The sequence below is a fragment of the Caulobacter sp. BE254 genome (genome assembly GCF_031457295.1).
Lineage (GTDB): Bacteria > Pseudomonadota > Alphaproteobacteria > Caulobacterales > Caulobacteraceae > Caulobacter.
In genome coordinates this window covers 37,963-50,339 of record NZ_JAVDWJ010000013.1, presented here as the reverse complement: position 1 = coordinate 50,339, position 12,377 = coordinate 37,963, and the positions used below count along the sequence as shown (strand labels likewise).

The following is a 12,377-nucleotide window of genomic DNA, read 5'->3' as shown; positions in this document are numbered from 1 at the left end:
GATCACCGCCAAGGACAAGACCATGCGCCTGACGATCAAATTGCAGCTCGGCCTCGCCTTTGGCCTGATCATCGCCCTGCTGCTGGTGGCGACGCTGTTCGGGATCAACAGTCTGTCGACCACCAATCGCGACATGAACGCGATGGTCGACGGTCCAGCCGTACGCCTGCAGGCCGCCCAGCAGTTGAACATCCACATGCTCAATGTGGTGCGCGCCGAAAAGAACATGGTCCTGGTCGACAGCCCCGAAGAGGTGAAGACTCTTGAGGCCTCGATCGAGAAGGAGAAGCGGGCCTTCGAAGCGCTGCTGACCAGGGCCGAGGGCCTGGCCACCGCCGAGGGCAAGCCCAAGTGGCAGGCGCTGGGCGACGCCTGGGAGCGGCTGATCGCCGCCCATGACCGCGTCTACGCCCTGGCCGTCGCCGACAACGACGCCCAGGCCGCCGCCGTCTCGATGGGCGAGGGCCGCAAGGCCGTCGTCGACGCCGCCGCCCAGGTGCAGGAACTGGTCGAACTGTCCCAGGCCCAGCTGGACGCCGCCACCGACAAGGCCGACGCCGACTTCGCCAATGTCCGCACCAGCCTGGTCATCTTGACGGTAGTCTCGCTGCTGATCGCGGCCGGCGCGGCGCTCTACATCTCCATGGCGGTCAGCAAGGGCCTGAACCGCGCGGCGGACGCCGTGCGTTCGGTGGCCGATGGCGACCTGACCCGGACCGTCGAGATCACCACAAAGGACGAAATCGGCGACCTGCTGGGTCATGTGAACGTGATGATCGAGCGCCTGCGCGGCGTGGTCTCCGATGCGATCTCGGCCTCGGAGAACGTCTCGGCCGGCAGCCAGGAGCTGTCGGCGGCCTCCGAGCAAGTGTCGCAGGGCGCCACCGAGCAGGCCTCGTCGGCCGAGGAGGCCTCGGCCTCGATGGAGGAGATGGCGTCCAACATCAAGCAGAACGCCGACAACGCCGCCCAAACCGAGAAGATCGCCCGCCAGTCGGCCAAGGACGCGGAAGTCAGCGGCGAAGCGGTGAGCCGGGCCGTCGAGGCCATGCGCACGATCGCCGAGAAGATCACCATCGTGCAGGAGATCGCCCGCCAGACCGACCTGCTGGCCCTGAACGCGGCGGTGGAAGCGGCCCGGGCCGGCGAGCATGGCCGCGGCTTCGCCGTGGTGGCTTCCGAGGTGCGCAAGCTGGCCGAGCGTTCGCAGACCGCCGCCACCGAGATCGGCGCGGTGTCGTCGGACACGGTGAAAGCCGCCCAATCGGCCGGCGAGATGCTGACCACCCTGGTGCCCAACATCCGCAAGACCGCCGAGCTGGTGTCCGAGATCAGCGCCGCCTGCCGCGAGCAGGACATCGGCGCCTCGCAGATCAACGAGGCCATCCAGCAACTGGACAAGGTGACCCAGCAGAACGCCTCGGCGTCCGAGCAGATGTCGGCCACCTCCGAGGAACTGGCCGCCCAGGCCGAGGAACTGCAGGCCTCGATCGCCTATTTCCGCACCAACGCCGGCGGCGGCGCCCCGCGCCGTCCATCTGCCCGTTCCGCCAGCGCCAAGCGCCCCACGACGTCCGCGGCCCGCAAGCCCGCCGTCTCGGCGCCGCGCCAGACGGTCGCCGCCCAGCAGGCCCGGGCCGGCGGCTTCGCCCTGGACCTGACCAGCGGCGGTCCCGACGCCGACGACGCCGACTTCCGGGAATACGCCTGATGGCCGGTCCCGCCGATCGCCAGTTCGTCACGCTGGGCCTGGGCGCCGAGGTCTTCGCGGTGTCGGTCGCCCATGTGCGCGAGATTCTCGACTACCAGCCGCCGTTCGCCATCCCGGAGGGCCCCGACTATCTGCTGGGCCTGACCGACGTGCGCGGGCGCGGCACGCCGACCATCGACCTGCGGCTGAAGCTGGGCCTGCCCCGTGTCGAGCCGACTGGCGCCACCCGCATCCTGGTGCTGGACGTGCCGGTGGACGACCGCGTGCTGGCGCTGGGCCTGGTCGCCGACCGGGTGATCGAGGTGGTCGCCTTCTCGGAGAGCCAGATCGAGGGGGCTCCCGACATCGGCGTGCCGTGGCGCTCGGAATACATCCAGGGCGTGGTGCGTCGCGACGCGTCCTCCGGGACCAGCGGCTTCGTGGTGATCTTCGACCTGGCGCGCCTGCTGACCAGCCAGGACGCGGCCGCCCTCAGCCAGGCCGCCTAGAACGCGCCCGGCGGCCGGACGGGCCGCCCGCACAGCCAGCGGCGCGACGGCGCCGCGAACGGAGACGCCCGTGTCGAGACAAGCCGCCGCCGCGCTGCAAGCCCCTGAAGTCGAACAGCTGAGCGCCCGCAATTTCCAACGCCTGGCGACGTTCATCCACGACTACAGCGGCATCAAGATGCCGGCCAACAAGCGCACCATGCTGGAAGGCCGCCTGCGCCGCCGGATGCGGGCGACGCGGATCGACGACGTCAACGCCTATTGCCGCTACCTGTTCGAAGAGAACGGGATGGAGGCCGAGGTCATTCACCTGATCGACGCGGTGACCACCAACAAGACCGAGTTCTTCCGCGAGCCGGCCCATTTCGATTTTCTGGTCGCCAAAGGTCTGCCGGCCCTGGCCGCCAAGGGCAAGAAGGAGATCAGGAAGGAGATCAGGATCTGGAGCGCGGCCTGCTCGACCGGCGCCGAGCCCTACACCCTGGCCATGATCCTGGACGAGTTCTGCGAAAGGCAGCGCGGCATCGACTACTCGATCCTCTGCACCGACATCTGCACCGAGGTGCTGGGCCAGGCGATCGCCGGGCGGTTCTCCGAGCAGATGATCGAGCCGGTCTCCATGGCCCGTCGCCAGCGTTACCTGATGCGCGCCCGCGACGCGTCGCGCAACGAGGTGCGGATCAAGCCGCACCTGCGGTCCAAGCTGGCCTTCGGCCGCCTGAACCTGATGGACGACGCCTATCCGGTCGAGACCGACCTGGACGTCATCTTCTGCCGCAACATCCTGATCTATTTCGACAAGCCCACCCAGGCCAGGGTGCTGAGCCGGCTGTGCAACCATCTGGCGCCTGGGGGGTATCTGTTCCTGGGCCATTCGGAGTCCATCGTCGGCATCGACCTGCCCGTCGTCCAGATCGCCAATACGGTCTTCCAGAAGCGATAGCTCATGTCCGTGGTCCGCAAGATCCGTGTCCTGATCATCGACGACTCGGCCACGGTGCGTCAGACCCTGACCTCGATCCTGGAATCCGATCCGCAGATCGAGGTGCTGGGCGTCGCGTCCGATCCCTTCGTCGCCGCCAAGCGCATCGCCGAGGAGATCCCCGATGTCATCACCCTGGACGTCGAGATGCCGCGCATGGACGGCATCACCTTCCTGCGCAAGCTGATGGCCCAGAAGCCGATCCCGGTGGTGATGTGCTCGTCCCTGACCGAGGCGGGGTCGGAAACCCTGCTGCAGGCGCTGGAGGCCGGCGCGGTCGATATCATCCTCAAGCCGAAGGTCGGCGTGGCCGACCACCTGCTGGAGTCCAAGATCCGCATCTGCGACGCGGTCAAGGCCGCGGCCGGCGCAAAGCTGGCCGGGTCCCGGCGCCCGACGCCGCAGTTCGCCCGCCCGGACCACGGGCCCGAAAAGAAGCTGACCGCCGACGCCATGCTGCCGCCCCCCACAGGCGTCAAGGCCATGGCGCGCACCACCGAAAGCGTGGTCTGCGTCGGGGCCTCGACCGGCGGCACAGAGGCGCTGCGCGTCCTGCTGGAAAGCCTGCCGCCGGATTCTCCCGGCATGGTCATCGTCCAGCACATGCCCGAGAAGTTCACCGCCTCGTTCGCCCGTCGGCTGGACAGCCTGTGCGCGGTCGAGGTCAAGGAGGCCGAGGACGGCGACACCGTGCGGCGCGGCCGGGTGCTGATCGCGCCGGGCAACAAGCACACCCTGCTGGAGCGTAGCGGGGCCCGCTACTACGTCTCGGTCAAGGACGGCCCGCTGGTGTCGCGCCACAGACCGTCCGTGGACGTCCTGTTCCGCTCGGCGACCCGGTCGGCCGGATCGAACGCGGTGGGCGTGATCATGACCGGCATGGGCGACGACGGCGCGCGCGGACTGGCCGAGATGAAGCAGGCCGGCGCCTTCACCCTGGCCCAGGACGAGGCCACCTCGGTGGTGTTCGGCATGCCCAAGGAAGCCATCGCCCTGGGCTGCGTCGACCGAGTGGTTCCGCTGCAAGGTCTGGCGGGCGAAGTGCTGCGCGCGGCCAGCCGGTAGGGGGCGTCCTCCGTCGCAAATCCCTAGAACAGCACGTCGTCCTCGTCGTCCACCGGCGGGGCGATGATCTCGACCTCCGTCGCGGACGCCGCGACCAGACTCTCGGTCAAGGCGCGATGGACCTCGCGCTCCTGGGCCATGGTGTATTGCTTGGCCAGCCGGTCGAGCAGCGGGCGCAGGGCGTGGGCGATATCGTCGGTAGGGATCTCGTCGTCGCCAGCCATGTCCAGAAGTTGGTTGGCGGCGGCGTCGAGCACCGAGCCGATCTGCTTGTGGAAGTCGAAGCGCTCGGCGGCGCGGCGCAGCATGTCGACGACCTCAGCGCCCTGGCGGGCCACGGCGGTCAGGGCGCTGTCGACGCCGTCGCCGGCCTTGCCGATGCGGGCGACCGCGCCGCTCAGCACGGCGGCGGCGGCCGCGGCCTTGCCGTCCTCGCCTTCAGGCCGGTCGCCGCGCTGGCCCAGGGCCTCGGCGGCGTTGAACAGGCCTTCCAGGGAGCTGGTGGTCTGGGCGGCCGACTTCTCCAGGTGGATGGCATGCTGGCGCAGCTCGACGGCGATGACGCCCAGCGGCTTGCCGGTCTCGCCGATGCGGCTGCATTTCAGCGTGGTGTTGAGCGCCATCATCTGCACGTCGGCGCGGATGTTCTGGATGCCGGCGATGCGCTCGGTCAGTTCGCGGGCCGAGACCGCCGCCGAACGGCTGACGTCCTCGGCGGCCCGCTCGCCGGCGGTCATGTCGCCGACCAGGCCCAGGGCCTGTCCGACACTGCCTTCGAGGTCGCGCAGGAAATTGGTCTCGGCGCCCGCTTGGTTCGCGGTCTGGCCTGAAGCCAGGTCACGCAGGCGCAACAGCTCGGTGGCGTCGGCGGCCATGCCGATCACGTTGTGGCCGATACGAGCCACCTCGCGGTGGAAGTCCTCGGCCATGGCCGACAGCTGGGCGCCGAGCAGTCGGTGCACGAAGGCCTGGGCGCGCTGGCGCGGCCCGGGAGGCAGGGCGGCGATCTCGGTCGCCTCGTCCAGGAAGCGCAGCCCGGCCTGAACGTGCTCGATCCGCTGGCGGGTGATGTCGCCGATCTGCAGGGCCGCCAGGCCGCCGCCGACCTTCTTCTGCACGTCGCGGGCCAGGGCGGCGACGCTGACCGCGACGCTGGCGATCCGGCCGTGGTGGTCGGCGATGGCGGCGGCGCTGGCGGTCAGGGCTTCGGGCACCGCAGGCAGCAGGTCGGCGCAGCTCCTGGCCAGGTTCTGCTCGTGCGCCAGGGCGCCGCGCAGGGTCTGGTCGAGCTTGGTCAGGTCGTTGTTCAGGGCGTCCAGCTGGGCCCCGCCCATCTCGATGCAGTCGTAGATCTCCTGGGCGAAGATCGCGAACTCGGGACCGGCCGCGGCGATGCCGCCGGAGGTGATCTTGATGTTGATCGCGAAGACCCGGAGATAGGCCAGATGCTGGCGCATGTCGGCGATGCGCCCGGCTAGGCCGTCGCTGAACTTGACCAGCTCGCCGACACGGTCGCGGCGGACGCCCAGGCTCTGGGGCAGCGATTTCAACGTCTCGGCGGCCTGGATCAGTTCCCCGGTGGTCGCCGTCACCGTCTCGGCGTCGAGATTGGCGCGGATGGCGTCCAGGCCGGCGATCAGCGCGCCGACGCCGTCGACGGCCCGCGACAAGACGTCGCCGGCTTCGAGGAAGCGGGCTTCCACCACCTGGCGGGCCGCCTCAAGGCGCGCGCCGATCCGAGCGCCTCCATTGGCCTCGGCCGAGGCCTGGAAAGTCGTTGCGAAAGCCGCCGAGGAAGACGCCAAGCTCATGAAATCGCCGAATGACCGCTGTTGCCGCACCATGCCGGAAGATGTGCGAAGGGCGCGTAAAGATCGGGGGCTTTCGCCGCCGATCAGGCCTCGGCGGCCAGGGATTCCGACGCGCCCTTGGCCGCCTCGAAGGCCTGGCCGATGGCCGAGAACAGCGTGGCGCTGGTGATCGGCTTCTCCGGGTGCAGGTCGGCCCCCGCCTGGCGGCTGGCGCCGGGCCGTGCCCTGGGGCCGGCAGGCCCAGCCCTTCGGCGGCGCCGTCGCCTGGGTGCTGCCCAATCCCAGCGGCCGCAACCTCGCCTTCGGCAGGACGCCCTGGTGGCGGCCTATAGCGAGCTGCGTCTGTCTCTGAGAGAGGAGAAAATGGTGGATGCTGCAGGGATTGAACCTGCGACCCCCTCGGTGTGAACGAGGTGCTCTCCCGCTGAGCTAAGCATCCGCTGCGTCGGTGAAGGCGAGAAATCACCGCGAGAGGCAGGGCGTATAGCCCGGTCGATCCGGGACCGCAAGTGCCCATAATACAAAGCGCTTGCGGGTGTTGGCGTGAGACGTTCCGGCAACGAAAGCGGTAGCGGGGGCGGGACTGGAGCGTTGGCCCGCGCGGGGTAGGCCACCCCCTTGATCATCTTTCGTTCGGTTCTCTTCGCGGCGTTTCTGGCGAATAACGGGCAAGCAGACGAGCGGCGAATAGGGACGTGCGCTCGTCGGGTTTCGCGGCCGCTTCGCGCCTTACAGGCCGAAGGGGTAGGTCTCCTCCGGGCCTTCGCGCATGCGGGTCGGCAGGGGCGTGACCGCCGTGGTCTCGTCGAACCAGATGTAGGCGTCGAACTGTTGCGGCAGCGAACAGGCGGAGTAGTGGCTCCAGCGTTCAGTGTCGGGCCGATAGATCACGCCGATGAACCGCTCCAGGCGCGGCGCGAGCAGGCGGTAACGCAATGGCTCGTGGACCCCTTCGCGCACGTCGAGCAGGAAACGGCCGATCCCGCTGTCGTGCGCCAGCCGTTCATAGCTGTCCGGCCGCGAAGGATTGACCCGCTTCACCTGCACGGGCCCATCCCAGTCGTCCGCGCAGGCGACCGTGCCGGCGTGGGTCCCGAAGCCGATCAGGGCGGCGTCCTTGCCGAACCGCTCGCGGCAGAGCTGGCCGATGTTCAACTCCCCGCGCACGAGCCCCATCTCGGTCTTGGAAGCGTCGCCGATGTGAGAATTATGCGCCCAGACCACGGCCTTGGATCGCGGGCCCTTCGCGTCCAGAATCGCGCAGAGCGTCTCGAACATGTGGGTGTCACGCAGGTTCCAGCTCTGCGCCGAACCGTAGTACATGGCCCGGTAATAGGCTTCGGCGTTCTTGACCAGTCGCGCGTTGGCCGTGGCGTCGAGGAAGGTTTCGCCGTCGCGCCCGACATAGTCGAGCTTGCTGGCCAAAAGTTCGCCGAGCATCTTCACCACGCCGGCCTCGCAAAGCGCGAACCCCGACGTGAGCGCCATGCGACCATAGACCTGTGGCTCCTTGGCCCAGGGCGTCAGGCAGCCATAACGCTGGCGCGCCACCGACGCGGCTTCCGAATCCACCTTGTCGAGATAGTCCAACACCGCGCGGATCGAGGCGGAGAGATTGTAGAGGTCGAGCCCATAGAAGCCGGCTCGCTCCTCCGTCGGCCGATCCAGGTTCCAGGCGCGCAGGCCTTCGATGAACGCCTCCACGTCGGTGTTGCGCCACATCCAGGTGGGGAACCTGCGGAACGCCGGCTCGGCGTGCGGCGGCGCGGGCCTGTCTCGAACATAACGGTCGAGGCTTGCCGCATCCGGCCAATCGGCCTCGGCGGCGACGATGGTGAAGCCGTGCTCCTCGATCAACCGGCGGGTAATGGCCGCCCGCGCCCGATAGAACTCGGAAGTCCCGTGGCTGGCTTCGCCCAGGAGCACCACCCGGGCTTTCGCGAAGCGGTCCATCATATGGCCGAACGCCGGATCGTCGATGTCGGGCAGCGGCTCCGCGGCGGTCGCGATCTGGTCGGAGATCGACGGTTCGGGCATGGGTTCGCGGAAACTGCGGGGCTCGGGCGCGCGACGTGATCGCAGATGTTCCTGCTCATCCCTGGACCAGCCATGCTCGCCGATCAGGGGCACGAACATCACCCCGCCGAGGTCTTCCTCCTCGAAATGCGTGGCGCTGATCCGCGTCACCTTGATCAGGCGCTGATCGCGCTGAGTCTCGCCGACAGGCATGACGAGACGCCCGCCGATGTCGAGTTGGTCCTTCAGCACCTGCGGAATCGCCGGACCGCCGGCGGCCGCAAGGATCGCATCGAACGGCGCCGCCTCGAGCCACCCGTGGGTGCCGTCGCCGGTGCGCAGCTCGACATTGTCATAGCCCAGCCGCTGCAAACGATTGGCCGCGAGGACGGTGAGCTCATCGTGCCGCTCGATGGCGTAGACCCGATCGGCGATCCGGCTGATCACCGCGGCCGCATAGCCCGAACCGGCGCCGATTTCGAGCACCCGATCACCCGGCCGGATCTCCGCGGCTTCGATCATCAAGCCGACGATATAGGGTTGGGAAATGGTCTGGCCCGCTTCGATGGGCAGGGGCGTGTCCTCGTAGGCGAATTCCTGCAGGCCCTCCGGAACGAACGCCTCGCGCGGCACCTCGCGCATGGCGTCGAGGACGTGGCTATCGCTCACGCCGCGCCGCGCCAGTTGTCGATCCACCATTCTTTCGCGATCGGGGCCCAAATCGAGCATCGCCGTTGTTCCTTCCGGAAGGCTCATTTCTGAACACGGACTACCCTGCAGCGGCATTCCGCCCATCGGCGTTTGAGCAGGTGAATGCCTTTGCCTCTCCGGCGTGCGCTAAGACGCCGGACACGACCGGACTTGAACGCACAATCCGCACGGCGGTTCGTGCGAGCCATTTCCACAGCCCTACGAACATCGCAACGCGACGCCGCCTACGCGGTTCTCTCCACGACGATGATGGCGCCGCTCAGGACCAAGCCCGCGACGTCTCCGCACGGATCTCTCCGACCAATCGAGCGCCGACAGACCAAGGATCGCTCCGGCGTCCGAGCCTGACTTCCCAGGCCAGCCATCCGACAAGGACCCTCACATGAAGGTCAGCGGAGAAGTCGCTTCACGGGTTTGTGCGGTGACGTCGCTGGGGCGTGATCGCGCCGGTGGCGTCGGTGTCGTTCTCGACATCGCCCTCATAGGTGTTCTCGCCTTCGAGAACCTCAGGGTCCTCGCCCGAGATGGTCGTGCCCTTGGAGGCGCCGATACCCGGATTGTCCTCCAGGTCGTCACGGGGCAGGGTGGTCGGCGTGTGGCCGGACGGCGAGTGCTTGGATCTGGTCATGACGGCCTCCGAATGTTCAGGGGGGGCGCCTTCCAACGCCGGCCGACAGCCGTCCGTTCCTACCGGCCAGCCGGAACCGACAGCCCGCGCTGGTCCAGCCATTCAAAATTTTTGATGCGTGGGGAACCTGCGGAACGGCGAGGACGTTGATAGGCTGATCATTGGGCGAAAGCCGTATGATCGAGGTCGGATCACCACCAGAAATGGGAATGAAGCCGGCCCCAAAGAGAGCCCGACGCGCACCCGAAAGGGCAACGCCGGGCTCTCGCTGTGCGCGGCTCCCGCGGCTCCCGCGGCTCCGCAGTGCGCGAGGTGATCTCCGAGAAGGTCATCTATCGCTTCGAGAACGACCACGTGAACGACGTCGCCTGGGCGCTGGCCGAGCACCAGGTCGCTGGATTCCTGCGCTCAATCGAGACAAGCGCCTGTGGGGGCGGTCGCCCTGGCGGAGCTCGGGCCGAGCGAAATCGACGCAGTGAAAACAGCGCTAGTGACTTCCGCCGGGTCGAAGGGCGGAGCTTGGCCGGCCAAGGCTTGCGCCGGATCCGATGTCGGAAATCGACCGCGGCGAACGCCTCTACCAGTTGTTCAATTGCGACGGCTGCCATGCCCGCGGCGGCGGCGACATCAGCCCGGTCCTGATGGACGACACCTGGCGCTATGGCGGCGACCCCGCATCGATCCGCGCCTCGATCGCCGAGGGGCGTCCCAACGGCATGCCGGCCTTCGCCGGGATCATCCCCCGACGGCAGATCGTGCAAATCGCGGCCTATGTCAGATCCATGTCGGCGGAGCCGCGTCTCCCGGCGCATGGGCACAGGGCGTCGGGATCGTAGGCGCCTGGGAAACACGACGCCGGCCCGCTGCGTCGCGATCAGGGGTGAATATCGGAAACCCAGGACATGGCCAGCGCCTGTTGGCCTGGATCGAACGTCCGGACTTCCACGTGCGGCACGAGCGGGCTGGCGATACGGGCCAGAGCCCGCACCCACTCCTTGTCGGTGATCACCGCCTCGCGCGGAAAGCGTTTGAGTTCCCACAGGTGCCTGAGGCCGTAGCGGGCGTCCTTCGCGCCGGCTTCCAGGGTCATGTCCTCAAACCCGGTCAGATCGACCAACACACCGATGCGGTCGTGACCATCGAGCTTGGCGTCCACCTCGGCGACGACCCGATCATAGTCGTGGCCGCTGACGGTTCCCGATAGCTTCATGGCCACGACGTGGTCTGGTGAGGCCAGGATCTCGATCATCCGATCCACTCCGGCGTTCGACAGGGGAATCAAAACAAACCCTCGATCCTCGGGGCGAGTTCCGCCTCAAGCCGTCACCGCTGATTTGCGTCGCCGAATGAACCCCGGGCGGTCTGGCGGCTTGAATGTCGGGGGATCGCTTCTGGACGCTGACATGGCAGATCGGACCGAACCGCGGCGCCATCTTTCGTTGGAAGACTATGAGGCCGTCGCGCAGTTGAGCTCCGTGGTGCGAGACCTGCGGCGCGAAGCGCGCCGGCTGGTCCCGCTCCTCCACAAGCGCCGGATCTGGATGGTCAACAGCACGGAGCGCGGCGGCGGGGTGGCCGAACTGCTGCCCCCGCTGATCGGATTGATGCGCGAGCTCGGCGTCGACACCCGGTGGCTGGTGATGAAGACCGCCGAACCCGACTTCTTCCGGCTCACCAAGCGGCTGCACAATCTCATTCATGGACAGGGGGAGGCTGGCCTCGGCCCGGCCGAGCGCGGGCTTTACGAGCGCGTGAGCCGCGACGTCGCCGATGCGCTGCGGGCCCAGATCGCGCCTGGCGATGTCGTGGTCGTCCATGATCCGCAGCCGATGGGCGCCGGGGCCATGCTGCGCGAGACGATGGACATCGCGGCGATCTGGCAGTGTCACATCGGCCTGGACCACGAGACTCGGCAAACGCGCGCCGCCTGGGCGTTCCTCGGCGACTACGCCTCGGCCTACGATCGCGCGGTGTTCTCGGCCCCGGACTATATTCCGGGCTGCCTGGCCGGCCGGGCGACCACCATCCATCCGGCCATCGACCCGCTCAGCCACAAGAACCGCGAGCTGCCGATCCACAAGCTGGTCGGTATCCTCGCCAACGCCGGCCTGATCAAGCCGATCGGTCCGCTGCTGACGCCGGCCTTTCCCGATCCGGCGCGCCGGCTCAGGGCGGATGGAACCTGGGCGCTGGCTTCGGCGCGAGAGGATATCGGCCTGCTGGTCCGGCCGATCGTCACCCAGGTGTCGCGCTGGGACCGGCTGAAGGGTTTCCTGCCGCTGATGATGGGGTTCGTCGCCCTCAAACGGGGCCTGGCTGGCCGGGCGGACCTCAATGGCTGGGATCGCCGAGTGCTGGCGTTGGCCCGCCTGGTCCTGGCCGGCCCGGATCCGGCGGCGATCGCCGACGATCCGGAGGCCCAGGAGGTGCTGGCGGAGATCGCCGAAGCCTATGCTCGTCTGGAGCCCGCCCTGCAGGAGGCGATCGTCATCCTCTCCCTGCCGATGAGCTCGCAAAAGTACAACGCCTTGATGGTCAACGCTCTCCAACGTTGCTCGGACGTGGTGGCGCAAAACTCGCTGAGCGAGGGCTTTGGGCTGACCGTGACCGAGGCCATGTGGAAGCAGGTCGCCGTGATGGGCTCGCGCGCCGCCGGACTGCGCCAGCAGATCCGCCCTGGCCTCGATGGTTGTCTCGTCGAAAACCCGGAAGATCCGGCCGAGATCGCGCGAACCCTGGACGGGCTTTTGCGAGACCAGCCGAAGCGGGAAGTGCTGGCGAGGAGCGCTCAACAACGCGTCCACGACGAATTTCTAGTCTTCACCCAGGTCCGTCTTTGGCTCGAACTGATCAGCGACGCCGTCAAGGCGCGTTGGAACGACGGGCCGTAAGCGCGTCCCCGGCTCGACTGGACGGTCAGCCCGGCGGGGGTCGTGGTCGATGATCTTAGCGACCAGCCTTCGAC

10 protein-coding genes and 1 tRNA gene are annotated in these 12,377 nt (G+C 68.0%); 6 read left to right on the top strand and 5 right to left on the bottom strand.

The features are described from left to right. Window positions 1–22: 22 nt before the first annotated feature. From J2X41_RS20010 to J2X41_RS19995, 4 genes are all read left to right on the top strand, one after another. The gene (locus J2X41_RS20010; RefSeq protein ID WP_310084872.1) at window positions 23–1,711 is read left to right on the top strand and encodes a methyl-accepting chemotaxis protein; all 1,689 of its coding nucleotides are present in this window, start codon (window positions 23–25) and stop codon (window positions 1,709–1,711) included. Then, entirely contained in the window at window positions 1,711–2,199 is a 489-nt protein-coding gene (locus J2X41_RS20005) for a chemotaxis protein CheW (RefSeq protein ID WP_310084870.1), read from the top strand. Before J2X41_RS20010 ends, J2X41_RS20005 begins: the two co-directional genes overlap by 1 nt. A 70-nt stretch (window positions 2,200–2,269) precedes the next feature. Next, window positions 2,270–3,142 (top strand): CheR family methyltransferase, encoded by an 873-nt coding sequence (locus J2X41_RS20000; RefSeq protein ID WP_310084867.1) that lies wholly within the window; start codon window positions 2,270–2,272, stop codon window positions 3,140–3,142. A gap of 3 nt (window positions 3,143–3,145) precedes the next feature. Further along, complete coding sequence (locus J2X41_RS19995) at window positions 3,146–4,246, top strand: chemotaxis response regulator protein-glutamate methylesterase (RefSeq protein WP_310084865.1); 1,101 nt, start codon at window positions 3,146–3,148, stop codon at window positions 4,244–4,246. Between the two features lie 23 nt (window positions 4,247–4,269). Here J2X41_RS19995 and J2X41_RS19990 read toward each other — a convergent pair whose 3' ends face one another. The 4 genes from J2X41_RS19990 to J2X41_RS19975 form a co-directional block, all read right to left on the bottom strand. Further along, window positions 4,270–6,057: a hypothetical protein gene (locus J2X41_RS19990; protein ID WP_310084862.1), complete on the bottom strand. Its 1,788-nt coding sequence runs from the start codon at window positions 6,055–6,057 to the stop codon at window positions 4,270–4,272. Window positions 6,058–6,421: 364 nt separating this feature from the next. Further along, window positions 6,422–6,496, bottom strand: a tRNA-Val gene (locus J2X41_RS19985). Between the two features lie 290 nt (window positions 6,497–6,786). Beyond that, window positions 6,787–8,802 (bottom strand): protein-L-isoaspartate(D-aspartate) O-methyltransferase, encoded by a 2,016-nt coding sequence (locus tag J2X41_RS19980; RefSeq protein WP_310084859.1) that lies wholly within the window; start codon window positions 8,800–8,802, stop codon window positions 6,787–6,789. A gap of 388 nt (window positions 8,803–9,190) precedes the next feature. After that, window positions 9,191–9,412 (bottom strand): hypothetical protein, encoded by a 222-nt coding sequence (locus J2X41_RS19975; protein WP_310084854.1) that lies wholly within the window; start codon window positions 9,410–9,412, stop codon window positions 9,191–9,193. Window positions 9,413–9,960: 548 nt separating this feature from the next. Between J2X41_RS19975 and J2X41_RS19970 the strand changes: the two genes are divergently transcribed. Continuing rightward, window positions 9,961–10,248, top strand: coding sequence for a c-type cytochrome (locus tag J2X41_RS19970; RefSeq protein ID WP_310084850.1), 288 nt, complete (start codon window positions 9,961–9,963; stop codon window positions 10,246–10,248). Between the two features lie 38 nt (window positions 10,249–10,286). Here J2X41_RS19970 and J2X41_RS19965 read toward each other — a convergent pair whose 3' ends face one another. Further along, window positions 10,287–10,661, bottom strand: a complete 375-nt coding sequence (locus J2X41_RS19965) for an STAS/SEC14 domain-containing protein (protein WP_310084846.1) — start codon at window positions 10,659–10,661, stop codon at window positions 10,287–10,289. Between J2X41_RS19965 and J2X41_RS19960 the strand changes: the two genes are divergently transcribed. Further along, a complete protein-coding gene (locus J2X41_RS19960; protein ID WP_310084843.1) occupies window positions 10,621–12,303 on the top strand; it encodes a glycosyltransferase in 1,683 nt (560 codons plus the stop codon). The genes J2X41_RS19965 and J2X41_RS19960 overlap by 41 nt on opposite strands. The last annotated feature ends 74 nt before the right edge of the window (window positions 12,304–12,377 follow it).